22 protein-coding genes are annotated in these 24366 nt (G+C 70.5%); 15 read left to right on the top strand and 7 right to left on the bottom strand.

Annotation, left to right across the window (positions count from 1 at the left end):
- Positions 1 to 45 precede the first annotated feature (45 nt).
- The 3 genes from AC5Y7V_RS20995 (at position 46) to AC5Y7V_RS20985 (ending at position 2892) form a co-directional block, all read left to right on the top strand.
- Positions 46 to 978 (top strand): transglutaminase family protein, encoded by a 933-nt coding sequence (locus tag AC5Y7V_RS20995; protein ID WP_499881959.1) that lies wholly within the window; start codon positions 46 to 48, stop codon positions 976 to 978.
- Positions 971 to 2026 (top strand): zinc-binding metallopeptidase family protein, encoded by a 1056-nt coding sequence (locus AC5Y7V_RS20990; protein WP_499881958.1) that lies wholly within the window; start codon positions 971 to 973, stop codon positions 2024 to 2026. Before AC5Y7V_RS20995 ends, AC5Y7V_RS20990 begins: the two co-directional genes overlap by 8 nt.
- A gap of 167 nt (positions 2027 to 2193) precedes the next feature.
- Positions 2194 to 2892, top strand: a complete 699-nt coding sequence (locus AC5Y7V_RS20985) for a hypothetical protein (RefSeq protein WP_499881957.1) — start codon at positions 2194 to 2196, stop codon at positions 2890 to 2892.
- Between the two features lie 10 nt (positions 2893 to 2902).
- Here AC5Y7V_RS20985 and AC5Y7V_RS20980 read toward each other — a convergent pair whose 3' ends face one another.
- The 3 genes from AC5Y7V_RS20980 to AC5Y7V_RS20970 all read right to left on the bottom strand — a co-directional run bounded on the left by AC5Y7V_RS20980 (position 2903) and on the right by AC5Y7V_RS20970 (position 9912).
- Entirely contained in the window at positions 2903 to 5533 is a 2631-nt protein-coding gene (locus tag AC5Y7V_RS20980; RefSeq protein ID WP_499881956.1) for a circularly permuted type 2 ATP-grasp protein, read from the bottom strand.
- The gene (locus AC5Y7V_RS20975) at positions 5534 to 8857 is read right to left on the bottom strand and encodes a transglutaminase family protein (protein ID WP_499881955.1); all 3324 of its coding nucleotides are present in this window, start codon (positions 8855 to 8857) and stop codon (positions 5534 to 5536) included.
- Positions 8858 to 8919: 62 nt separating this feature from the next.
- The gene (locus AC5Y7V_RS20970; protein ID WP_499881954.1) at positions 8920 to 9912 is read right to left on the bottom strand and encodes a DUF7847 domain-containing protein; all 993 of its coding nucleotides are present in this window, start codon (positions 9910 to 9912) and stop codon (positions 8920 to 8922) included.
- Between the two features lie 138 nt (positions 9913 to 10050).
- Between AC5Y7V_RS20970 and AC5Y7V_RS20965 the strand changes: the two genes are divergently transcribed.
- Both AC5Y7V_RS20965 and AC5Y7V_RS20960 read left to right on the top strand, forming a co-directional pair.
- Positions 10051 to 11400, top strand: coding sequence for a replication-associated recombination protein A (locus AC5Y7V_RS20965; RefSeq protein ID WP_499881953.1), 1350 nt, complete (start codon positions 10051 to 10053; stop codon positions 11398 to 11400).
- Entirely contained in the window at positions 11397 to 11732 is a 336-nt protein-coding gene (locus AC5Y7V_RS20960; protein WP_499881952.1) for a YciI family protein, read from the top strand. The genes AC5Y7V_RS20965 and AC5Y7V_RS20960 overlap by 4 nt, the downstream gene beginning before the upstream one ends.
- Here AC5Y7V_RS20960 and AC5Y7V_RS20955 read toward each other — a convergent pair.
- A complete protein-coding gene (locus AC5Y7V_RS20955) occupies positions 11729 to 12352 on the bottom strand; it encodes a hypothetical protein (RefSeq protein WP_499881951.1) in 624 nt (207 codons plus the stop codon). The two genes, AC5Y7V_RS20960 and AC5Y7V_RS20955, sit on opposite strands and share 4 nt — an antisense overlap.
- A gap of 115 nt (positions 12353 to 12467) precedes the next feature.
- Entirely contained in the window at positions 12468 to 13088 is a 621-nt protein-coding gene (locus AC5Y7V_RS20950) for a hypothetical protein (RefSeq protein ID WP_499881950.1), read from the bottom strand.
- A 169-nt stretch (positions 13089 to 13257) separates the two neighbouring features.
- Here AC5Y7V_RS20950 and AC5Y7V_RS20945 point away from each other — a divergent pair, with 169 nt between their 5' ends.
- From AC5Y7V_RS20945 to AC5Y7V_RS20920, 6 genes are all read left to right on the top strand, one after another.
- Entirely contained in the window at positions 13258 to 13647 is a 390-nt protein-coding gene (locus tag AC5Y7V_RS20945; RefSeq protein WP_193376520.1) for a secondary thiamine-phosphate synthase enzyme YjbQ, read from the top strand.
- Between the two features lie 62 nt (positions 13648 to 13709).
- Positions 13710 to 16403 (top strand): alanine--tRNA ligase, encoded by a 2694-nt coding sequence (alaS, locus tag AC5Y7V_RS20940; RefSeq protein WP_499881949.1) that lies wholly within the window; start codon positions 13710 to 13712, stop codon positions 16401 to 16403.
- Entirely contained in the window at positions 16404 to 16907 is a 504-nt protein-coding gene (ruvX, locus tag AC5Y7V_RS20935) for a Holliday junction resolvase RuvX (RefSeq protein WP_499881948.1), read from the top strand.
- A complete protein-coding gene (locus AC5Y7V_RS20930; RefSeq protein WP_499881947.1) occupies positions 16900 to 18147 on the top strand; it encodes an endolytic transglycosylase MltG in 1248 nt (415 codons plus the stop codon). The genes ruvX and AC5Y7V_RS20930 overlap by 8 nt, the downstream gene beginning before the upstream one ends.
- Positions 18122 to 18931 (top strand): shikimate dehydrogenase, encoded by an 810-nt coding sequence (locus AC5Y7V_RS20925; protein WP_499881946.1) that lies wholly within the window; start codon positions 18122 to 18124, stop codon positions 18929 to 18931. The genes AC5Y7V_RS20930 and AC5Y7V_RS20925 overlap by 26 nt, the downstream gene beginning before the upstream one ends.
- A 10-nt stretch (positions 18932 to 18941) precedes the next feature.
- Complete coding sequence (locus tag AC5Y7V_RS20920) at positions 18942 to 19358, top strand: A24 family peptidase (protein ID WP_499881945.1); 417 nt, start codon at positions 18942 to 18944, stop codon at positions 19356 to 19358.
- A 50-nt stretch (positions 19359 to 19408) separates the two neighbouring features.
- Here the strand turns inward: AC5Y7V_RS20920 and AC5Y7V_RS20915 are convergent, their stop codons facing one another.
- Positions 19409 to 20263, bottom strand: a complete 855-nt coding sequence (locus tag AC5Y7V_RS20915) for a type IV toxin-antitoxin system AbiEi family antitoxin (RefSeq protein ID WP_499881944.1) — start codon at positions 20261 to 20263, stop codon at positions 19409 to 19411.
- A gap of 144 nt (positions 20264 to 20407) precedes the next feature.
- Between AC5Y7V_RS20915 and aroC the strand changes: the two genes are divergently transcribed.
- From aroC to aroQ, 4 genes are read left to right on the top strand one after another with little or no spacing between them, the layout of a single operon-like run.
- The gene (gene aroC, locus AC5Y7V_RS20910; RefSeq protein ID WP_499881943.1) at positions 20408 to 21613 is read left to right on the top strand and encodes a chorismate synthase; all 1206 of its coding nucleotides are present in this window, start codon (positions 20408 to 20410) and stop codon (positions 21611 to 21613) included.
- A complete protein-coding gene (locus tag AC5Y7V_RS20905) occupies positions 21613 to 22137 on the top strand; it encodes a shikimate kinase (protein WP_499881942.1) in 525 nt (174 codons plus the stop codon). Before aroC ends, AC5Y7V_RS20905 begins: the two co-directional genes overlap by 1 nt.
- Positions 22134 to 23216, top strand: coding sequence for a 3-dehydroquinate synthase (gene aroB, locus AC5Y7V_RS20900; protein WP_499881941.1), 1083 nt, complete (start codon positions 22134 to 22136; stop codon positions 23214 to 23216). The genes AC5Y7V_RS20905 and aroB overlap by 4 nt, the downstream gene beginning before the upstream one ends.
- On the top strand, positions 23213 to 23653 hold the full coding sequence (gene aroQ, locus AC5Y7V_RS20895; RefSeq protein ID WP_499881940.1) for a type II 3-dehydroquinate dehydratase: 441 nt from the start codon (positions 23213 to 23215) through the stop codon (positions 23651 to 23653). Before aroB ends, aroQ begins: the two co-directional genes overlap by 4 nt.
- On the opposite strand, the gene AC5Y7V_RS20890 is transcribed toward aroQ, so the two are convergent.
- Positions 23650 to 24357 carry a B-4DMT family transporter gene (locus AC5Y7V_RS20890; protein WP_499881939.1) on the bottom strand — a complete coding sequence of 236 codons (708 nt, stop codon included), beginning with the start codon at positions 24355 to 24357 and terminating at the stop codon, positions 23650 to 23652. The two genes, aroQ and AC5Y7V_RS20890, sit on opposite strands and share 4 nt — an antisense overlap.
- Positions 24358 to 24366 lie beyond the last annotated feature (9 nt).

Genomic DNA, 24366 nt, shown 5'->3' with positions numbered 1-24366 from the left:
GCGCTTGGCTCGCGATCGGCAAACGGGGTGTGATGGGATCAGCGTGTGTCAGAAGCCTTGGAGGGAAATCAGGCCCGCCGGCACCGGGTCACCCACCGCACCCAGTACCGCTACTCCGACGTCGTGACCAGCTCTTATGGCCGGGCCTTCCTCACGCCGAGGGACTCCGCGCGGCAGCGCTGCATCGCGCACCGGCTGACCATCGACCCGGCCCCCGCGGACAGCTCCACCAGCAGCGACAGCTACGGCAATGTCAGCTCCTATTTCCACGTCACCGAGCCGCACCAGTCGCTGACGATCACCGGCGACTCCATCGTCGACGTGTATCCGCCGCCGCCGGAGCGCTACACCAGCGGGCCGGCGGTGCAGCCGTGGGAGGCGGCCCGGCCGGCCGGGCGCAGGGGAGCGCTGGCGACCGAGTTCACCCTGGACCTGGACCCGCCCGAGATCACCGACGCGGTCCGCGACTACGCCGCCCCCAGCTTCGAGCCGGGGCGCCCCCTGGTCGAGGTGATGCGTGACCTGGCGTCGCGGATCTTCACCGACTTCACCTACCGATCCGGGTCGACGACGATTTCCACCGGGGTCAACGAGGTTCTGGCGGCCCGGGAAGGGGTATGTCAGGACTTTGCGAGGCTCGCGATCGCCTGCCTGCGCGCCAACGGGTTGGCGGCCAGCTACGTGTCCGGCTATCTGGCCACCGACCCACCACCGGGGAAGGATCGGATGATCGGCATCGACGCCACGCACGCCTGGGCGGGAGTGTGGACCCCGCAGGAGCCCGGCCGGTTCGAGTGGCTGGGGCTCGACCCGACGAACGACCAGCTGGTCGACGAGCGCTACATCATCGTCGGCCGCGGGCGCGACTACGCCGACGTGCCACCGCTGCGCGGCATCATCTACACCAACTCCGAGCACAGCGTGATCGACGTCGCGGTCGACGTCGTGCCCTTTGGGGGTGACGTGCTGCATGCGTGACTTCCACTGCCCCAACTGCGGCCAGCGCCTGGCGTTCGAGAACTCCGAATGCCTGTCGTGCGGCAGCGCACTCGGATTCTCCCTCGATCAGATGGCCCTGCTGGTGATCGCCAGGGGCGACGACAGCGAGCACGCCGGCGCAGTCGATGCTGACGACTACCAGCTGTGTGCGAATCTACATCTGGCGGAATGCAATTGGTTGGTCCCCAAGAGCGACCGCGGCGGGCTCTGCACGTCGTGCGCGCTGACGGTGGAGCGGCCCAACGACAACGACACCGACGGCCTGGTCGCGTTCGCGCGCGCCGAGGCGGCCAAGCGACGGCTGATCGCCGAGCTGCACGAGCTGAAGCTGCCGATCGTCGGACGTGACCGCGACCCCGACTACGGGCTGGGCTTCCGCCTGCTGTCCAGCGCGCACGAGAAGGTCTTCACCGGCCACGAAAACGGCGTCATCACACTGGATCTCGCCGAGGGCGACGACGTGCACCGCGAGCAGCTGCGGGTCGAGATGGACGAGCCGTACCGGACCCTGCTCGGGCACTTCCGCCACGAGGTCGGGCACTACTACTTCTACCGGCTGATCACCCCGTCGCAAGACAACCTGGCGCGATTCAACGAGCTTTTCGGCGATCCCGACGCCGACTACTCCGAGGCGCTCGACCGGCACTACCGCGACGGCGCGCCGGAGGGCTGGCAGGAGAGCTTTGTCTCGTCGTACGCGACCATGCACGCCGCCGAGGACTGGGCCGAGACCTTCGCCCACTACCTGCACATCCGGGACACGCTGGACACATCGGCGTGGTGCGGCCTGGCGCCGGCGTCGGCCACCTTCGACCGGCCGAACCTGGGGCCCAGCGCCTTTCCCAACATCATCGAGCTGTGGCTGCCGCTGTCGTGGTCGCTGAACATGGTGAACCGCTCGATGGGCCACGACGACCTGTACCCGTTCGTGTTGCCGGTCGCCGTCCTGGACAAGATGCAGTTCGTCCACGACGTGATCGACGAGGTGAGCTCGGAGTTGCGGGGGCCCGCGGCCGTCGCGGGTTGATCCCGCGTTCGGCGATTTTATCCGAGGTTCAATAGCTCGCCCGTGCGGTTGCTGCTCGCATTCATGCAGACAGTCGGGGGAGTGGGACTATTGAGGTCCGACCCGGTCTGTGTCAGAATTTTATCGCTATTAAATTCTTGCTCGTTCGCCTACGCCGAGGAGTAGCCATGTCGAAGCGCATCCAGCTGGCGTGCGCTTGGTCCGGGCCTGCGACGGTGCTGATCGTCTCCATCGGGTTCCTCATAGCGGGCGTCCTGCCCATGCCGCTCGGTCCGAACAGCACAACCCAAGAGGTCGTCGACTTCTACGGCCATACCACCCGCGTCGCGGCGGGCCTGGTCATCGCCGGACTCGGTATCTGCCTGGTGCTCCCCCTCATTGCGCTGATCGGCGTGTTCCTGGCGCGGATGGAGGGTCGGACGCCGATACTGACTTTCCTGCAACTGGTCAGCGGTGCGGCAACCGGCGTGTTCCTTGTGATGCCGCTGTTGTTGATGACGGTGATCCCGTTTCGGCCCGACCGCACTCCGGAGCTGACCATCACGCTGAACGATGTGGCCTGGCTACTCTTCATCACGCCAATCGGGCCGTTCATCATCCAGAACATCGCGATCGGCACCGCGATCCTGAGCGATCACCGGGCCATCCTGCCCCGGTGGGTGGGCTACCTGAACTTTTGGATCGCCTTCTCTTTCCTGCCCGATGTGCTTGCCTTCTTATTCCACAGCGGACCGTTCGCCTGGCGTGGGATCTTCGTGTTCTGGCTCGCGTTCGTCGCGTATGCGGTCTTCCTGATCGCCATGGGATTGGTACTACGGAACGCCATCCGGGCCGTCGACACGCGTGAAACGGTTGGGGTCCAATGAAACTGGACGGTTAGGCCGGCATCACGCGGCGTTCGTCGGGGCCCCACAGCGGCTGGAACCCGCCCGGCAACCGCAGCTGCGTCTCGGTGATGACCTCGGCCAGGTTGCGCAGCTCGGCGTGGATCGCGTCGAGCAGTTCGTCGAGCTGCGCGCGGCGGCCGTCGGCGATCTCCTCGAGCTCCTCGGGGTGCGACCGGCGCAGCAGCGTGCTGATCTCGTCGACCAACCGCTCGGGGCGCGACGACCCCGACGAGCTGGGCAGGTCCTTGAGGTCGATCCGCAGCCGCTCCAGCTGGTAGAGCAGCGAGCGCGGGTTGCTGGCGTCGAACAGCATCAGCTCGGCCACCGCGGCGACGCTGACCTTGCCGACGTTGCGGCGCCGGTAGATGACCGACGACTCGCACGCGACCAGCGCCGCCTCGATGATGGTCTGCTCGGCGGCCGCGCCGCGGACGACGGTCAGCGTGGCCCGCAGCAGGGCGGTCAGCCACAGGCCGCGTTCGATGCGCTTGCCGATGTCCATCATCGTCCAGCCCACGTCGCGCACCATCGACTCGGCGGCCACCCCGGCCAGCGTCAGCATCCCGGCCAGCGTGTGGGTCTGGGCCGACGCGAGCAGGGCGTCGGCCTCGGCCAGGGAGTCCGGCGGATCGGATCGCAACGCCAGCGCGCGCTCCACCCCGGCCAGCACCGTCCACGTGTCGTTGGACAACTGGTCGCGCACCGACCTGGCGGCCAGCGCCAGCCCGTCCACCGATCCCACCAGCGAGCCGGGCTGATTCGGGTCCAGGGTCAGCGACCACAGCATCGAGGGGGCGACGGCGATCATTTCCGCGTGGTCGTCGGTGTCGCCGTAGCCCGCGCTGGTGTCGCTGCCGGTGATCCGGCCCAGCGCGGCCATCAGGACCGGCACGCACTCGCTTTCCTCGGTGTGCTGCTGGTGCCGGTAGACGTGGAAGCGGTCGCGGGCCACGATGAGTAGCCGGGCCATCTCCTCGGCCCGCTCGCCGTAGCGCCCCATCCAGAACAGGTCGGACAGCACGCGCGGCGAGCTGACCCCCCAGGTGCCCGCCGCGGTCTTCGCCGGTTCCGGCGCCGACGGGAGCGTGACCGTCTCGGCCCGCGCCCGCTCCGTCGGGCGCACCCAGACATCTTTCGCCGCAACGGTTTTCAACGTGTACGCGGCGGGTCCGGGCGCCAGCACGTAACCGGAGCCGCCGATCATCGGCGCGTAGCCGCCGCGCTGGGCGACCGTGAAGAGCCGCATGCCGACGCCGGCCGACGACAGCACACCGGTGTGATCGGTGGGCGCCGACGAGAACTGCGGCAGCTCCTGGCCGACCCAGTGCCACGGCATGTGCTCGATGCAAGCGGCCAGCTCGGCCAGCTGCGCCGACGAAAGCGTCGGTCCGACAAGGGTTTTCCCGCCGACCGTGGACTTGATCAGCAGCGACGACAGGTTGGCCAGCAGGTGTGAGCGTTCGCCGGCGACGCCGCCCCAGTAGACCGGCGCCGTCGCGAGCAGCGGGGCCTCGTCGAGCAGCCGCTCGGCCAGCTGCGGCAAAAACCGAAGCAGCCCAGGGCTTTCCAGGATTCCGCTGCCCAGCGTGTTGACCACGGTCACCGTCCCGCGGTGCTGCGCCTCCACCAGCCCGACGACGCCGAGGTGCGAATCGGCCCGCAGGTCCAGCGGGTCGGTGTACTCCGCGTCGACCCGGCGCAGCACCACGTCGACGCGTTTGAGCGTGCCCAGCGAGCGCATCCACAGCTTGCCGTCGCGCACCACCAGGTCCGCGGACTCCACCAGCGGGAAGCCCAGCAGGGTGGCCAGGTACGCCTGGTCGAACGCGGTCTCCGAGTAGATGCCGGGGGACAGCACCACGACCACCGGGTCCTGGGCGACGTCGGGGGCGGCGTCGATGAGCGCGAGCCGCAGCGCCTGCGCGAACGGGGTCGTCGGCCGCGGCGCGATCCGTTCGTAGAGGTCCGGAATCGAGTGCGCCACAACGCGTCTGTCGGCCAGCGCGTAGCCCGCGCCGGACGGCGCCTGCGTCCAGTCGGCGTTGACCGCGAAGCTGCCGTCCGGCACCCGGCTGACGTCGCAGGCGTGCATGAACAGCTGGTGGTGTCCGGGCACCTCGATGCCGTTGGCGGGCCGCACGTAACCGGGGTGACCGAACACCAGTTGCGGCGGCAGGATGCCCTCGGTGAGCAGCGCGCGGGGCCCGTAGAGGTCCGCGAGCACGGCGTCGAGCAGCCGCGAACGCTGCACCAGCCCGGCCTCCAGCACGTCCCAGTCGGCCGCGGACAGCACGATCGGCAGGGTGTCCAGGAGCCAGGGCCGGGGCTCCACCCCGCCGTGGTCGGGATCGACCTCGGTGTAGGTGATGCCGTCGTTGTCGATCAGGCCGTTCACCACCGAGCGCAGCCGGTTCAGCCCGGCCCGGCCGCGTTCGGCGACCGCGTCGGCGAGCTCGGACCACGCCGGCCGCACGTTGCCGTCCCGGTCGACGAACTCGTCGTAACCGACCCGGGGGCCGTGCCGCAGGTCGAACAGCGCTTCCTGGGCCCGCGCGGTCCGGTATCCGGCCAGCAGCCGGTCGGCGTCGTAGTGGGCGGAGGGGACTTCGAGGGACGACATTTACTGCTGCACGGTACGCACGCGCCGCAGGTCGAGGATGCCCGGCGCGCCGATGTCGGTGAGAATCCTGGCTTGCCGCTCCTTGATCGCGGCCAGGTCCAGCTTGCCCGGGGTGAAGCCGGTCGCCTCGAAGCGGCGGGCGCGGCGCGACTCGGCCTCGACGGCGTTGACCGGGGGCTCGTCGTAGGCGCGGCCGCCGGGATGGGCGACGTGATAGGTGCAGCCGCCGCGCGACGTCCCGGTGGTGAGGTCGACCAGCTCGAACTGCAGCGGCACGTCGGTGCTGATGGTCGGGTGCAGCGCGCTGGGCGGCTGCCAGGCCTTGAACCGCACGCCGCCCACGTGGATGTCGGGGTTGTCGGTGGCCAGCAGCGGCACCGGGTAGCCGTTGGCCGTCACCACGTAGCGGTGCCGGTCGGCGCCGATGATGCGGACCTGGATGCGCTCGACCGACGAGTCGACGTAGCGGGCCGTGCCCGTCGCGGTGGCCTCCTCGCCGAGGGTGTTCCACGGTTCGATCGCCCCGCGCAGCTCGATCTCAACGCCGTCGAAGACGGCGGTCCCGATGCGCGGGAAGCGGAACTCGGTGAACGGGTCCAGCCAGCTGGTCTCGAAGGGCACGCCGTGCGCGCGCAGGTCGGCGGCCACGTCGGCGATGTCGTGAATCAGGAAGTGCGGCAACAAGTATCGCCCGTGCAGGTTGGCGCCGTGCCGGATCAGCGGGGCGCGCAGCGGTTCGTCCCAGAACCACGCCACCAGCGAGCGCACCAGCAGCGACTGCACCATCGCCATGCGCAGGTGCGGCGGCATCTCGAAGCCGCGCAGCTCCAGCAGGCCGAGCCGGCCGCGGGGGCTGTCGGGGCTGTAGAGCTTGTCGATGCAGAACTCGGCGCGATGCGTGTTGCCGGTGATGTCGGTGAGTAGGTGGCGCAGCGCGCGGTCGGTCACCCAGGGCTTGGGGGTGCCGCCGGCGGAGAGGCGCGCGATCTCGGCGAACGCGATCTCGAGTTCGTAGAGCGCCTCGGAGCGGCCCTCGTCGACGCGCGGCGCCTGCGACGTGGTGCCGACGAATCGCCCGGCGAACAGGTAGGACAGCGCCGGGTGCCGCTGCCAGTAGGTCAGCAGCGAAACCAGCAGGTCGGGGCGGCGCAGCAGCGGCGAGTCCGCGGGCGTGACGCCGCCAAGTGTGATGTGGTTGCCGCCGCCGGTGCCGCCGTGCGTGCCGTCGACGTCGAAGGACTCGGTGGACAGCCGGGCCAGCCGCGCCTGTTCGTACAGCGACTCCAGCAGCCGGGTCTGTTCGGCGAAGCTGGCGGTGGGCGGCACGTTGACCTCGATGACCCCGGGGTCGGGGGTGATGGTCACCGACGTCAGCCGCGGGTCCGGCGGCGGGCCGTAGCCCTCGATCACCACCGGGCAGTCGGCCTTGGCCGCCGCGGCCTCGACCCGGGCGATGAGGTCGACGAAGTGCTCGAGCGCCTCGGTGGGCGGCACGAAGACGTACAGCTGCCCGCGGCGCACCTCGGCGACCATCGCGGTCGGCGGCGCGCCGCCGGGATCGACCACTGCGGCGTCGCCCTGTTCGGGCTCCGCCGGCAGTTCGTGCGCGACGGCCAGGGGATCGGCGTCGAACGTGGCGCGGGGCGGCCGCCAGTTGATGGAGTCCAACGGCAGCCGCAGGCCCGCCGGGGAGTCGCCCTCGAGCAGCACGATGCGCCCGCGGCGCAGCCGCCAGTTCGCGCTGGCCCAGCCGAGCTGGTCTTCACGCCGGTGCAGCGGCAGCACGAAAGCGGCCGGGGCCGTGGTGGATTCGTCGAGGCGCGCCAGCAGCGCGGCACGGTTCTCGGCGGTGTCGGTGTCCGCGTCGAGGTCGTCACCGGGTTCGACGGGATCCCCGTGCGGCTTGCGCACCTTGGCGGCCAGCCGCGCCAGCGGGTCCTCGTAGGCCGGCCGCAGCTGCGAGGCCGGCAGGCCGAACCCGGCGGCGACCTCGGCCAGCACGTCGTAGGCCGCCTCCTTGCCGACCTGGCCCGGCGCGGCGCCCCAGGGATCGGCCAGCAGCGCGTCGTCGTTCCACAGCGGCCGCCCGTCGGTGCGCCAGTAGAGCGCAATCTGCCAGCGCGGCAACGGTTCTCCCGGATACCACCGGCCCTGCCCGCGCTGGATCAGCCCCTGCGGCGCCCACACCGACTTCAGCCGGGCGACCAGGTCGGAGGCCCGCTGCCGCTTGTGCGGGCCGTCGGCGGCCGTCGTCCACTCCTCGTCGACCTGGTTGTCGACCGAAACGAAGGTCGGCTCCCCGCCCACGGTCAGCCGGACGTCGGCGGCCGCCAGCCGCTCGTCGACACCCCGCCCCACGTCGCAGATGGTCCGCCAGGCCTGGTCAGTGTAGGGCAGCGTGACGCGCGGATCTTCGTGGACGCGGGTGACGGTGTTGGAGAACTCCAGGATCGATTCGCAGGGCTCGGTGCCGCCGCTGATGGGCGCCGCGCTCGCCGGGTGCGGGGTGGCGGCCAACGGGATGTGACCCTCGCCGGCGAACAGCCCCGACGTCGGGTCCAGCCCGATCCAGCCCGCGCCGGGGATGTACACCTCGGTCCACGCGTGCAGGTCGGTGAAGTCGGCGGCGGGCCCGGACGGCCCGTCGAGCGCCTCGACGTCGGAGGCCAGCTGCACCAGGTAGCCCGACACGAACCGGGCGGCCAGCCCGAGCTGGCGCAGGATCGACACCAACAGCCACGCCGAGTCGCGGCACGAGCCCACGCCGTTGCGCAGCGTGAAATCCGGTGTCTGCACGCCGGGTTCCATCCGCAGGCTGTACGCGACGTCGGCGTTGATGGCGCGGTTGAGCGCGACCAGAAAGTCGATGGTGCGGGTGCCGTCCGGCACCCGGAAGTTGGCAACCCAGGCCTGCACCAGCTCGCCGGGGCCCGACCCCTCACCGTCCTCGTCGACGGGCCGCAGGTACGGCTTGAGGTCGTCGGCCAGCTCCTTGGGGTAGGTCCACCCACCCGAGGGCCACGTCTCGGCCCAGTCCTCGATGAAGAAGTCGAACGGGTTGATCACCTTGAGGTCGGCGATGAGCCCGACGGTGATGGTCAGCCGGCTCATGGGGTTCGGAAACACCAGCCGGGCAAGGAAATTGCCGACCGCATCCTGCTGCCAGTTGACGAAATGCTCGCCCGGGTCGACCCGCAGCGAATACGCCTCGATCGCCGTGCGGGAGTGGGGGGCCGGGCGCAGCCGCACCACGTGCGGGAAGACCCGGACCAGTCGGTCAAAGGTGTAGCTGGTGCGGTGCTCCAGCGCAACTTTGATGCTCACCCGCTGATTGCATCACAAGCGCCACAAGGTCGCAGCGCGGCGAACCGCCTTGGCGCCCCGGCCTACCCGTATTGGGGACCCGGCGGCGGCGCGCCCGGGGGCGGCCCGGCCTGGTAACCACCGCCCGGCTGCTCCAGCGGGACGACCTGGCCGCCGGACAGCTTGCGGTAGGCGTAGATCCCGATGAGCGCGGCGACCGGGCCGCCGACCAGGATGCCCAGGCCACAAGCGATGAAGCCGACGACGACGGCCGCCGCCTGCACCAGCCACGCCAGCAGGGCGTTGACGAGGTTCCCCTGGACCGTGCTGACGCTGGACTTCAGCCCGTCGATGGCGCCCTGCGACCGGTCGACGATGAACGGGATGGTGAACTGCGCGAAGAAGGCCACGATCAGGCCCGGGATGAAGCACAAGACCGAGCCGATCGAGGTCAAAATCCCGATGATGATCCCGGCGAGGATCACGTTGCCGAGGTTGCGCGGCTTGAAGAACGAACCGATGCTCACCGACCGGCCGTCGGCGATCTCGAGGCATCCGGACGTGAACGCGGCCTGGGCGAAAATGCTTACCGCATAGATCAATACGTAGCCGACGATCATGACGATCATCCCGCCGGCGCCGATGCTCGTCGTGGCGGTCGTGTAGCCGTCGACGTTGGTGGTCGTCGTGGTCGAGCCCATGCCGCCGCCGAACAGGATCGCGCTGTAGGCGACGCCGATCAGCACCGCGTAGATCAGGGCGGAGACGACCAGGGGCGCGACGTTTTGGGTGAACTTGCCCCAGGCCCAGCTGAACGCCTCACCGATGCTGAAGGCCGGCGGACCGCCGGGGGCCCCGCCGTAGCCGGGCTGCGGCGCGTAACCGGCCGGCGGCGCGCCGTAACCGGGAGGCGGTGGCGGGGGTGCGCCGTACCCGGGCGGGGGACCGGGCGGCGGTGCGCCGTAGCCGGGCGGCGGGCCCTGCGGCGGTGGTGGCGGGGGTGCGCCGTAACCGGGCGGTGGCGGGTAGCCGGGAGGGTTCTGGGGGGTGCCGGGGTACTCGGGGGGCTGGCTCATGTCCGTCCTAGCTGTTGGATTCAACTTGTGGCCACGCGCACGGAATCTGGCAAACCGGAACTTAGCAAATAAGTCGCCAGGACGCTTGGATTGTTTTCAGGCCTTTTCCGCCGGCGCATGCCGTCGCCCCGACGTGGTATGCCTAAAACCGTGTCCGACGGTCTCTTCGACCTTCCCGGCGCCCCGCAGACAACCGACCAGGGCTTCGGCGTGTCGGCGGGTGCGCCGCTGGCCGTGCGGATGCGGCCGGCGTCGCTGGACGAAGTCGTCGGCCAGGGCCACCTGCTGGCGCCCGGATCGCCGCTGCGCCGCCTGGTGGAGGGCTCCGGCGTCGCGTCGGTGATCCTGTACGGCCCCCCGGGCAGCGGCAAGACCACGCTGGCCGCGCTGATCTCGGGATCGACCGGCCGCCGGTTCGAGGCGTTGTCCGCGCTGTCGGCCGGCGTCAAGGACGTCCGCGCGGTGATCGACAAGGCGCGGCACGCGCTGCTTTCCGGCGAGCAGACGGTGCTGTTCATCGACGAGGTGCACCGGTTCTCCAAGACCCAGCAGGACGCGCTGCTGTCCGCCGTCGAGAACCGGGTGGTGCTGCTGGTGGCGGCGACGACGGAGAACCCGTCGTTCTCCGTGGTGGCGCCGCTGCTGTCCCGCTCGCTGATCCTGGCGCTGCGGCCGCTGACGTCCGACGACATCCGCGCCCTGGTCCGGCGCGCGATCGACGACCCGCGGGGCCTGGGCGGCCGGGTCGAGGTCGAGCCCGGGGCCGTCGACCTCCTGGTGCAACTGGCCGCCGGCGACGCCCGCCGCGCCCTGACCGCGCTGGAGGTCGCTGCTGAGGCGAGTGACCTGGTCACCGTCGAGACCATCGAGCAGTCGCTGGACAAGGCCGCCGTGCGCTACGACCGCGACGGCGACCAGCACTACGACGTCGTCAGCGCCTTCATCAAGTCGGTGCGCGGCTCCGACGTCGACGCCGCGCTGCACTACCTGGCCCGCATGCTGGTCGCGGGCGAGGACCCGCGGTTCGTCGCGCGCCGGCTGATGATCCTGGCCAGCGAGGACATCGGGATGGCCGACCCGACCGCGCTGCAGACCGCGGTCGCCGCCGCCCAGACCGTGGCCCTGATCGGCATGCCGGAGGCCCAGCTGACGCTGGCGCACGCCACCGTCCACCTGGCCACCGCGCCGAAGTCCAACGCGGTCACCACCGCGCTGGCGGCGGCGATGGACGACATCAGGGGCGGCCGGGCCGGGCTGGTGCCGCCGCACCTGCGCGACGGGCACTACTCCGGCGCCGCGGCGCTGGGCAACGCGCAGGGCTACAAGTACTCGCACGACGCCCCGGATGGCGTTGTCGCCCAACAATATCCGCCCGACGAGCTGGTGGGCGTGGACTACTATCGGCCCACCGGCCGCGGCGGCGAGCGCGAGATGGCCGGCCGACTGGACCGGCTGCGCGCGATCATCCGCAAGAGGGGACGACCATGAAAACGTTTACCGACGAGGAGATGGGCCGGCTGCTGCCCACCGCCAAGACCTACAGCGTCGTCATCCTCAAGCGCGGCCCCAGGTTCGGCGACGAGTCGTCGCCGCCGATCATCTGGGAGCACGGCCGGCGCAACTTCGGCCTGCGCGACGACGGCGTGCTGGCGGTGGTGCTGCCGGTCACGGACTCCTCCGACGTGTGCGGCATCGGGGTGTTCGCGGCCACGGTCGAGGAGACCACCGCGATCATGGCCGACGACCCCGGGGTGGCGGCGGGGGTGTTCACCTACCAGGTGCACGAGTGCCGCGGATTCCCCGGGGACGCTTTGCCCTAGACCAGCTCGGGCACCCGCAGGTGGGCGATCGCCAGCTCGAATTCGGCGACGTCGAGCACCTCGGCCCCCAGGTCCCGGGCGCGCCTGCTGCGCAGCTCACTGGCCCGGTCCCGGTTGCGCGCCATCGCTTCCATGCTGTCGAAGCTCGAGCACGCCACCGCCCGCCGGCACGCCGGGTGGTCGACCATCAGGCTGGCGCTGCAGAAGCCGTCGAGCGTCTCCAACTCCGGCAGCACATACATTCGGTAGAAGTTGAGGGACCGCTCGAGATGGTCCGGCACCACTTTGAGCCAGGTGGCCCGCACGCACGCCCCCTGATGCGACCGGTGATCGCGGCGCATCAGCGAGATGTCCCATTCTTCGACCCGCGCCTGGCCGGAGAACATCATGGCGGCGCGGTCGCGGACGGGTGCCACCCGCTCGGCGCTGGCGCGCATCTTCTCCAGGCTGTTCCAGGAGCTGGTGGCGATGCAGGTGCCGTCCTGCCGGTCAACCAACAGCGACATCCCGACATACCCGTCCATTTCCTGCAGGGCGGGCATGACGACATCGCGAACGTGGGCAATGCCGATGTCGACCGACAAGGGTTGCGCCTGGATGGTGGTTGAGCGTGCGTACACGACCGACCCCTCCTCATGTCGGGGCAGCGCCCCGGTGGCGCCACCGGTCCCACCGACTACCTTCCTCCTGCGGACTGGGCGTGGCAATGGGCCCGGCGGAGCCACCTGGCCCAGGTCAGGCCATCTCGGGAACGCGCAGGTGCGCCAGCGCCAGCTCGAACTCGCGCTCGTCGAGTTCCTCGACGCCCGCCTCCCGGATCGACGCGATCTTGAGGGCCGTCGCCTGGTCCCGGTTGCGATCCATCGCGTCGAGGCTGTCGAACGTCACCGACGACACCCCCCGCCCGGATGCGCGGTCGACCAGCAGGCTGGCGCTGCAGAACCCGTCGAGGTCCTCGAGCTGCGGCAGGACGGACGACTTGAAGTACTCGATGCCGCTGTCCATTTGATCCTGCGGCACCTTGACCCAGGTCGCGCGGACGCCCGCGCCGTCGGGCGCGTGGTGGTCGCGGTGGAGCGCCGCGATCTCCCACTCGTTGGTTTCTGCCGAGCCGCCGAACATCTCCGCGGCCCGATCGCGGATCGGCGTCACCTGATCCGCGCTGGCGCGCATCGCGTCCTCGGTCTCCCACGCACTCGTGGCAATGCACCGGCCCGACTGCCGGTCGACCAAGAGGGACACCCCGACACAGCCCGCCATCGCCTGCAGCGCGGGCATCACCTCGTCGCGAACGTGCGCGATACCCCCGTCGATGGAAGAGGTTTGCGCCTGAATAGTGGTAGAGCGTGCGTACACGATCCACCCCCTCTTTGTCGGGGCAGCGCCCCGGTGGCGCCACCGGTCCAGGAGTTACCTTCCTCCTGGTGGTTAACGGTGGCAATGCCCCCCGGGGGTGTGGCCGCCCTCACAAACGATTGGCCGGTCACGCCGGCCTCGCCGTAGGCTGGACCGGGTGCATACCGATGTGCTGCAGGTAGACACCGCCCAGCGCCGCATCGTCGATCTGACCGATGCGGTGCGCCGGTTCTGCTTCAGCTATGGGGACGGCCTGTGCAACGTGTTCGTCCCGCACGCGACGGCCGGGGTCGCGATCATCGAGACCGGCGCCGGCTCCGACGACGACCTGGTCGACACGCTGGAACGCCTGCTGCCGCGCGACGAGAGGTACCGGCACGCGCACGGGTCGCCCGGCCACGGCGCCGACCACGTGCTGCCGGCGATCGTCGCGCCGTCGGTGACGGTGCCGGTCGCCAGCGGCGACCCGCAGCTGGGCACGTGGCAAAGCATCGTGCTGGTCGACCTCAACCGGGACAATCCGCGGCGGTCGGTGCGGTTGAGCTTCCTGGAGGGCTAGCTGTCTAGGCTGGGAACCCCGATCGAAGCAAACCAACGCAACAAGGAAGAAGCGGACCAAAAGTGCAGACACACGAGATCAGGAAGCGATTCCTCGATCACTTCGTGAAGGCGGGCCACACCGAGGTGCCGAGCGCATCGGTCATCCTCGACGACCCCAACCTGCTGTTCGTCAACGCCGGGATGGTCCAGTTCGTGCCGTTCTTCCTGGGCGCGCGCACGCCGCCGTACGCGACGGCCACCAGCATCCAAAAGTGCATCCGCACGCCCGATATCGACGAGGTGGGCATCACCACCCGGCACAACACCTTCTTCCAGATGGCCGGCAACTTCTCCTTCGGCGACTACTTCAAGCGCGGGGCGATCGAGCTGGCCTGGTCGCTGCTGACCGATCCCATCGCCGACGGCGGGTACGGCCTGGACCCCGAAAGGCTCTGGGCCACCGTGTTTCACGACGACGACGAGGCCGTCGAGCTGTGGCAGGAGATCGCCGGCCTGCCGGCCGAGCGGATCCAGCGCCGCGGCATGGCCGACAACTACTGGTCGATGGGCATTCCCGGGCCGTGCGGGCCGTCGTCGGAGATCTACTACGACCGCGGGCCCGAGTTCGGCCCCGAGGGTGGACCCGTCGCCAACGAGGACCGCTACCTCGAGGTTTGGAACCTGGTGTTCATGGCCAACGAGCGCGGCGAGGGCAGCACCAAGGAGGACTACGCCATCCTCGGGCCGTTGCCGCGCAAGAACATCGACACCGGCATGGGCGTCGAGCGGATCGCGCTGGTCCTGCAGGGCGTGCACAACGTCTACGAAACCGACCTGCTGCGGCCGATCATCGACGTGGTGGCGGCGCGCGCCCCGCGCCCCTATGACGTGGGCAACCACGACGACGACGTGCGTTACCGCGTCATCGCCGACCACAGCCGCACCGCGGCGATCCTGATCGGCGACGGCGTCAGCCCCGGCAACGACGGGCGCGGCTACGTGCTGCGCCGGCTGCTGCGCCGGGTGATCCGGTCGGCGAAGCTGCTGGGCATCGAGGACCCGATCGTCGGCGACCTGATGGCCACCGTGCGCGACTCGATGGGCCCGTCGTATCCCGAACTCGTCACCGACTTCGACCGGATCCGGCGCATCGCCGTGGCCGAGGAGACGGCCTTCAACCGGACGCTGTCGTCGGGTTCGAGATTGTTCGACGAGGTGGTCAGCGCGACGAAATCATCGGGCGCCAAACAGGTCTCGGGATCCGACGCGTTCACCCTGCACGACACCTACGGGTTCCCGATCGAGCTCACCCTCGAGATGGCGAACGAGGCCGGTTTGAAGGTCGACCAGGCGGGCTTTCACGAGCTGATGCTGCAGCAGCGCCAGCGCGCCAAGGCCGACGCCGCCGCGCGCAAGCACGCGCATGCCGACCTGAGCGCCTACCGCGAGCTCGTCGACGCCGGGCCCACCGAGTTCACCGGCTTCGACGAGTTGGCCTCCGAGGCAAGGATTTTGGGTATCTTCGTGGACGGCAGGCGGGTGCCGGTCGTCGCGCACGGAGCCGACGGGGCCGAGCGCGTCGAGTTGGTGCTGGACCGCACCCCGCTCTACGCCGAGTCGGGCGGGCAGATCGCCGACGAGGGCAGCATCAGCGGAACCGGCGCGAACGAGAGCGCTCGCGCGGCCGTCACCGACGTGCAGAAGATCGCCAAAACTCTTTGGGTGCACCGGGTCAACGTCGAGTCGGGGGAGTTCGTGGAGGGCGACACCGTCGTCGCGGCCGTGGACCCGGATTGGCGCCGCGGCGCCACGCAGGGCCACTCGGGCACCCACATGGTGCACGCCGCGCTGCGACAGGTGCTGGGGCCCAACGCCGTTCAGGCGGGATCGCTGAACCGGCCGGGGTATCTGCGTTTCGACTTCAACTGGCAAGGCCCGCTGAGCGAGGACCAGCGCACCCAGATCGAAGAGGTGACCAACCAGGCCGTGCAGGCCGACTTCGAGGTGCACACCTTCACCGAGAAGCTGGAGAAGGCCAAGGCGATGGGGGCGATGGCGCTCTTCGGCGAGGCGTATCCGGACGAAGTGCGGGTGGTCGAGATCGGCGGGCCGTTCTCCCTGGAGCTGTGCGGCGGGACGCACGTGCACAACTCGGCGCAGATCGGTCCGGTGACCCTCCTGGGCGAGTCGTCGATCGGCTCGGGGGTCCGCCGGGTGGAGGCCTACGTCGGGCTGGAGTCGTTCCGCCACCTGGCCAAGGAGCGCGCGCTGATGGCCGGGCTGGCGTCGTCGCTGAAGGTGCCGTCCGAGGAGGTGCCGGCGCGGGTCGCCAACCTGGTGGAGCGCCTCAAGGCCGCCGAGAAGGAACTCGAACGCGCCCGGCTCGCCGGCGCGCGGGCCGCCGCGACCAACGCCGCCGCCGGCGCCGAGCGCATCGGTAACGTGCGTGTGGTGGCGCAACGGATGTCGAGCGGGATGACGGCGGCCGACCTGCGCTCGCTGGTCGGCGACATCCGGGGCAAGCTGGGCAGCGATCCGGCGGTGGTGGCGCTCATCTCCGAGGGTGAGGGCAACAGCGTGCCGTATGCGGTCGCCGCCAACGCCGCCGCCCAGGAGCTCGGCATTCGCGCCAACGAGCTGATCAAACCGCTCGCCGGGGCCGTCGACGGCCGCGGCGGCGGCAAGGCCGACCTGGCGCAGGGTTCGGGGAAGGACCCGACCGGCATCGACGCGGCCCTCGACGCGGTGCGTTCCGAGATCGCGCGGGTCGGTTGAGTGGTCTTGACACAGCACCGCCTCCCCGACCGGCCCGGCGATCCCGACCAGGACCCCGGGCGCGGACGCAGGCTCGGCATCGACGTGGGCAGCGTGCGCATCGGGGTGGCCGCGAGTGACCCGGACGGCATCCTGGCCACCCCGGTGGAGACGGTGCGCCGCGACCGTTCCGGCAAGCACGTGCGCCGGCTGGCCGAGCTGGCCGCGGAGCTGGAGGCCGTCGAGGTGATCGTCGGGTTGCCGCGCACCCTGGCCGACCGCACCGGGCCGTCGGCGGTGGACGCGATCGAGCTGGCCGAGGCGCTGGCCCGGCGGATCGCCCCGACGCCGGTGCGCCTGGCCGACGAGCGGCTGACCACCGTCAGCGCCCAGCGGTCGCTGCGCGCCGCGGGGGTGCGGGCCCGGCAGCAGCGCGCGGTGATCGACCAGGCCGCGGCGGTGGCGATCCTGCAGAGCTGGCTCGACCAGCGCCGCGCGGCCAGCGGGGGGGTCAGCGATGGTTGACAGCGCCCGCGGCCAGCGCACCGAGCCGGAGGCGGTCGGGCCGCCGCGGCGGAGGTCGAGCCGGGTTGCCCGCAACCGGGCAGCACAGCGCAAGCGGCGCAAGCGTTTCGTTGGCCGGGTCACGCTGGTGCTGTCCGTCGTGGTCATGGTGACCGTCGTCTTCGTCGGCACCCGGCTGTGGAACACGGTGTTCGGATCCGGCGACGACTACAGCGGAAACGGCAAGCGCGACATCGTGATTCACGTGCAGGACGGCGACTCGACCACCATGGTCGGCGAGACGCTGCACAGCCAGGGCGTGGTCGCCACCGTCCGCGCGTTCGTCAACGCCGCGCACGGCAACGCCGCGATCAACTCGATCCAGCCCGGCTACTACCGGATGCGCACCGAGATCCCGGCGGCCAACGCCGTGGCGCGGCTGGCCGACCCCAGCAACCGGGTGGGGCGACTGGTCATCCCCGAGGGCCGGCAGCTCGACGACACCACCGACATGAAGACCAACGTGGTCAACCCCGGCATCTTCTCGCTGATCTCCCGCGCCACCTGCGTGGACCTCGACGGCGACAAGCGCTGCGTCTCGGTGGGCGACCTGCGCGCCGCGGCGTCCAACAGCGCGCCCACGACGCTGGCGGTGCCGCCGTGGGCCGTCGAGCCGGTCACCGAGCTGGGCAAGGACCATCGCCGCATCGAGGGCCTGATCGCGCCGGGGACCTTCAACGTCGACCCCGCGTCGTCGGCCGAAAGCATCCTGACGAGCCTGATCAGCGCGGGCGCCGCCGAGTACATGAAGTCGGGCCTGCAGGATTCCGCGCAGGCCAGGGGGCTGTCGCCCTACGACATCCTGGTGGTCGCGTCGCTGGTGCAGCAGGAGTCCAACACACAGGACTTCCCGAAGGTGGCGCAGGTGATCTACAACCGCCTGCACGCCCACCACACGCTGGAATTCGACTCGACCGTGAACTATCCGCTGGACCGCCGCGAGGTCGCCACCAGCGACGCCGACCGCGCCCAGAAGACGCCGTGGAACACCTACGTGTCCCAGGGGCTGCCGGCCACGGCGATCTGTTCGCCCGGGGTGGACGCGCTACGCGCGGCCGAGCATCCGGAGCCGGGTGACTGGCTGTACTTCGTCACCATCGATGCCCAGGGCACGACGCTGTTCACCCAGGATTACAAGCAGCATTTGGCCAACATCGAACTGGCTAAGCACAACGGTGTCCTCGACAGCACGCCCCGCTAGAAAGGCGGCCGTCCTCGGTTCGCCGATCGCGCATTCGCGCTCCCCGCAACTGCACCTGGCCGCGTACCGGGCGCTGGGGCTGGACGACTGGACCTACGACCGCATCGAGTGCGGCGCCGAGGAACTGCCCGGCGTGGTCGGCGGTTTCGGGCCCGAATGGGTCGGGGCGTCGGTGACCGCGCCGGGCAAATTCGCCGCGCTGCGCTTCGCCGATGAGCGCACCGAGCGCGCGGCCCTGGTCGGCTCGGCCAACACCCTGGTCCGCACGCCGGCGGGGTGGCGGGCCGACAACACCGACGTCGACGGGGTGTCCGGCGCCGTCGGATCGGCCTCGGGATGGGCGCTGGTCTGTGGATCGGGGGGCACCGCGCCGGCGGCCGTCGTGGGCCTGGCCGCGCTCGGCGTCGCCGGGGTGACGGTGGTGGCGCGGGATGCGGACAAGGCGGCCCGGCTGGTGGAACTCGGCGCCCGCGTCGGCGTCGAGACCCGGTTCTGCGGCCTGGACAGCGCCCGGCTGTCCGGCGAGGTGGCCGGCGCGGAGGTGCTGGTCAGCACCATCCCCGCGGACGTGGCCGCACGGTACGCCGACGCGTTCGCCCCGATCCCGGTGCTGCTGGACGCCGTCTACGACCCGTGGCCCACGCCGCTGGCCGCCGCGGTGGCCGCGGCGGGCGGCCGGGTGATCGACGGCCTCCAGATGCTGCTGCACCAGGCGTTTTCCCAGGTGGAACAGTTCACCGGGCTGCCCGCGCCGCGAGCGGCGATGGAGGCGGCGCTGCGCTAGCCTGCCGCGCATGGCGGCCGGGATCGTGTTGCTGTGGATGGCGGCGTTGAGCGTCTGCGACATCCGGCGGCGCCGGCTGCCCAACCTGCTGACGCTGCCGGGGGTGGTTGTCATCCTGCTGGCCGCCGCCCTGACCGGCCGCGGGCTGCCCGCGCTGGCCGGCGCCGCGGCGCTGAGCGGAGCGTACCTGGCGGTCCACCTCGTCGCCCCGGCGGCGATGGGGGCCGGTGACGTCAAGCTGGCGGTCGGGCTGGGCGGACTGGCCGGCTGTTTCGGGCCCGACGTGTGGTTCCTCGCGGCGCTGGCGGCACCGCTGCTCACGGCGCTGGCCGGCGTGGTCGCGTGGTGGCGCGGCGCGCGGACCGTGCCGCACGGCCCGTCGATGTGCCTGGCCACCGCGGGCGCGGTGGGCCTGGCTTTCGTGTGACCTCATTTCGAAATCGACGCCAGCGCGCAAAAGTGCGAGTAGGTCCCGCGCTAGCGTCGATCTGGGCGGTAGCCGCGCCGGGTAAGCCCTTGAAAGACGCGGTTGAGGATTTCGTCGCGCCGGTCCTCGGCAATCACGCGGATAACGATCCAACCTAGGTCGGCAAGTTTGGCCAGGCGCCGCTGGTCCCACACGTATTGCCTGCGGTCGGTGCGGTGTTGATCGCCGTCGTATTCCGCGGCGACCATGTAGTCATCCCAGCCCATATCGAGCACGCCGACTGGTCGCCAACCGTCGTTGACCGGTATTTGCGTCGTTGGTTTGGGCAGTCCGCCGTCGATGAGAAGCAACCGCAACCAGCTTTCCTTGGGCGATGCCGCGCCACCGTCCACCAGCGGCAGCAGCTCCGTTAGCTGTCGGAGACCGCGAGCGCCGCGGTATCGCTTGTGCAAGACCGAAACGTCTTCGAGAGAGAAGGGGGTGGCTCGCATGAGCGCATCGAGCCGCGCCAGCGCCTGCTGACGTGGCAGGTGGCGGCCGAGGTCGAATGCGGTGCGGGCGACGGACGTCACTGGCAGGCGCTTACTTGTTGTCACTTCGTCGGCCCCAAGGGTCTCGTTTCGGACGATCAGCCCGCGTTGAGGCCGCGCGCTTTTCGAGATCAGTTCGATAGGCGTATCGGCGTCAACCCAGCGTGCACCGTGTAGCGCGGACGCCGCGATGCCAGCGATCACCGCTTGTCGTCGCGACCACAACCAGGCGCCAAGGGTGCGGTCATTCAGCGACGCCTCGTTGAACTTCGATACATAGACGTCGCGGAAGATCGTTCGATACCACCGGCGCAACTGGTACTCGTTCAGTGCGCCGGCAGAAACGGCCTCGCTGCCGACAAATACTTCGCCCATGCCGAGAGGGTGGACCGGTCCACCGACACATCCATCCAGATCGACAGCAGCGCGGAAAAGTTCGAGGAGGCCTGACGATAGCGTCGATCTCGGCGTGACCTCTCGGATTTAAGTTCGCGGCGGCCCACATGGGAGAATGGCCGGGTGTTGCGCTGGATCACCGCCGGAGAATCCCATGGTCGCGCGCTGGTGGCCGTGGTCGACGGCATGGTCGCCGGCGTCGACGTCACGTCCACCGAAATCGCCGATCAGCTGGCCCGCCGCCGCCTGGGCTACGGCCGCGGCGCGCGGATGAAGTTCGAGCGCGACGCGGTGACCATCCTGTCCGGGATCCGGCACGGCGTCACCCTGGGCGGGCCGATCGCGATCGAGATCGGCAACACCGAGTGGCCGAAGTGGGAAACCGTGATGGCCACCGACCCCGTGGACCCGGCCGAACTGACGAACAGCGCCCGCAACGAACCGCTGACCCGGCCGCGGCCCGGCCACGCCGACTACGCGGGCATGCTCAAGTACGGCTTCGACGACGCCCGGCCCGTGCTGGAGCGGGCCAGCGCCCGCGAGACCGCCGCCCGCGTAGCGGCCGGGACCGTGGCCCGCTCGTTCCTGCGTCAAGCGCTCGGCGTCGAGGTGCTCTCGCACGTCATCGCGATCGGCCCGTCCAAGCCCTACGACGGTCCGCCGCCCTGCCCGGAGGACCTGGCCGCGATCGACGACAGCCCGGTCCGCGCGTTCGACAAGGCCGCCGAGGAAGCGATGATCGCCGAGATCGAGGCGGCCAAGAAGGACGGCGACACCCTCGGCGGCGTCGTCGAGGTGGTGGCGCTGGGCCTGCCGGTCGGGCTGGGCTCGTTCACCAGCGGCGACAACCGGCTGGACAGCCAGCTCGCCGCCGCCGTGATGGGCATCCAGGCGATCAAGGGCGTCGAGATCGGCGACGGCTTCGAGACCGCCCGCCGCCGGGGCAGCCGCGCCCACGACGAGATGTACCCCGGGCCCGACGGCGTCGTGCGCTCGACCAACCGCGCCGGCGGGCTGGAGGGCGGCATGACCAACGGCCAGCCGCTGCGGGTGCGCGCCGCGATGAAGCCCATCTCCACCGTCCCGCGGGCGCTGGCCACCGTCGACATGGCGACCGGCGACGAGGCCGTCGCGATCCATCAGCGCTCGGACGTGTGCGCGGTGCCGGCCGCCGGCGTCGTGGTCGAGACCATGGTCGCGCTGGTGCTGGCCCGCGCGGCGCTGGAGAAGTTCGGCGGCGACTCGCTGACCGAGACCCGCCGCAACGTCGAGTCCTACCAGCGCGCGGTCGCCGATCGGGAATCGCCCGCCGCGCGCGGTACCGCGTGATGGCCCCCAAGGCGGTGCTCGTGGGGCTGCCGGGCTCCGGCAAGTCCACCATCGGGCGCCGGCTGGCCAAGGCGCTCGGGGTCGGCCTGCTCGACACCGACGCGGCCATCGAGCAGCAGACCCAGCGCACTATCGCCGAGATCTTCGCCACCGACGGGGAACAGGAGTTCCGCCGCATCGAGGAACAGGTGGTGCGCGCGGCGCTGGCCGACCATGACGGCGTTCTGTCGCTCGGCGGCGGCGCGGTCACCAGCCCGGGCGTGTGCGAGGCGCTGGCCGGGCACACGGTCATCTACCTGGAGATCGGCGCCCGCGAAGGGGTGCGGCGCACCGGCGGCGCCGCCGTGCGCCCGCTGCTGGCCGGGCCGGACCGCGCCGAGAAATACCGCGACCTGATGGCCAAGCGGGTCCCGCTGTACCGGCGCGTCGCGACCATCCGGGTCGACACCAACCGCCGCAATCCCGGCGCGGTGGTGCGCAACATCCTAAGCCGGTTGGAGACGACGAGCGGGGCCGCCACATGACCGCCGCCCCGGTCACCGTGCACGTGGCCGTCGACGAACCGTATCCGGTGGTGATCGGGTCCGGGCTGCACGGCGAGCTGGAGCGCCTGCTGTCCGGCCGGCACCGGGTCGTCGTCCTGCACCAGCCGGTGCTGGGCGAGACCGCCGAGGAGATCCGAAGCCGCTTGGCCGACAAGGGGATTGACGCGCACCGCATCGAGATCCCGGACGCCGAGGCGGGCAAGGACCTGCCCGTCGTGGGATTCATCTGGGAGGTGTTGGGCCGCATCGGAATCGGCCGCAAGGACGCCCTGGTCAGCCTCGGCGGCGGCGCGGCCACCGACGTCGCCGGTTTCGCGGCGGCGACCTGGCTGCGCGGCGTCGACATCGTCCACGTCCCCACCACCTTGCTCGGCATGGTCGACGCGGCCGTCGGTGGCAAGACCGGCATCAACACCGACGCCGGCAAGAACCTGGTCGGCGCGTTTCATCAGCCGCTGGCCGTTTTGGTGGACCTGGAGACGCTGAAGACGTTGCCGCACAACGAACTCGTCGCCGGGATGGCCGAGGTGGTGAAGGCGGGGTTCATCGCCGACCCGGTGATCCTGGACCTCATCGAGGCCGACCCGCAGGCCGCGCTGGACCCCGCGGGCGACGTGCTGCCGGAGCTCATCCGCCGCGCGATCGCCGTCAAGGCGGAGGTGGTCGCCGCCGACGAGAAGGAGTCGGAGCTGCGCGAAATCCTCAACTACGGACACACTTTGGCGCACGCGATCGAGCGCCGGGAGCGCTACCGGTGGCGCCACGGTGCCGCGGTGTCGGTGGGCCTGGTGTTCGCCGCGGAGCTGGCCCGCCTCGCCGGCCGGCTGGACGACGACACCGCGGAGCGCCACCGCAGCATCCTGACCTCGCTCGGCCTGCCGGTCACCTACGACGCCGACGCGTTGCCGCAGTTGCTGGAATACATGGCCGGCGACAAGAAAACCCGCGCCGGCGTGCTTCGGTTCGTGGTCCTCGACGGGCTCGGGAAGCCGGGCCGGCTCACGGGACCGGACCCGTCGCTGCTGGCGGCGGCCTACTCCGGGTTGGGGGCGTCATGACGGTGAACGTGAACGTGCAGGTTATCAATGGCCCGAACCTGGGCCGGCTGGGCCGCCGCGAGCCCGACGTGTACGGCGACACCACGCACGAGCAGCTGGCGGAGCTGATCGAGCGCGAAGCCGCCGCCCTCGGGCTCAAAGTCGTTGTGCGGCAAAGCGATAACGAAGCGCAGCTGCTGGACTGGATCCACCTGGCGGCCGATGCCGGCGAGCCGGTGATCCTCAACGCCGGCGGCCTGACCCACACGTCGGTGGCGCTGCGCGACGCGTGCGCCGAGCTGAGCGCGCCGCTGATCGAGGTGCACATCTCCAATGTGCATGCCCGCGAAGAGTTTCGGCGCCACTCCTACATCAGCCCGGTCGCGACCGGGGTGATCGTCGGGCTGGGCATCCAGGGCTACCTGCTCGCCCTGCGCTACCTGGCCGAGGTGGGTTAACCCTTTTCCGGCTCCGAGCCCGGCTTGGTGTGCCTCGCGTCGTCGGTGCGGATCACCTCGGTCTTGGCGTCGTCCGCGCTCGTGGGGATGGTTTCCGTGGGCGCGTCGCGCTCGGCGGTCGCGACCGACCCGGTGCGTTCCTCGGCCCGGGCGCCGGGGACCGTCTGCGCGGGTATCTCGCCGGTCGGCGTCTCGTCGCCGCGAACGGCGGAGAACACGTCGGTGTCGCCGTCCCGCTCCTGCTTCTTACCGCCGAGGCCGTGGTGCTGATCGGGCGCCTTCTCCGTCTGCCGGTCGATCCGCCAGCGGCCCACCGCCACACCGATGATCCCGGGCAGGAACACGAGCAGCGCGGTGAACGCCGCGAACGTCGTCACCTCGTTGATCAGGCCCCCGGTGTAGAGCCCCGTGTAGGCCAGCGCGATGAGCCAGGCGACGGCGCCGCTGAGGATGCCGGCCAGCAGGCCGGCCAGCAGCCACGTCATCGCCAGGTCCTGGCGGCGGTCCGGGTCAGGCTGCGCCTTGGCGTCCGCCCGACCGTCGAGCACTCCCCAGACGGCGACGCCGATCACGAACAGGAGCAGCAGCACGATGCTGATCAACCCGGCCTGTGTTTGCCACGCGTTGATCAACGCACCTTGTATCAAACGGACGACGACCATCGCGGCGGCGAACACCAATCCGCGCAGGATCCAGTTCCTCATGAAGGGAAA

It is taken from the genome of Mycobacterium sp. NGS34 (assembly GCF_059812845.1).
The sequence above is the reverse complement of the archived record's forward strand: the minus strand, read 5'-3'. Positions and strand labels throughout refer to the sequence as shown.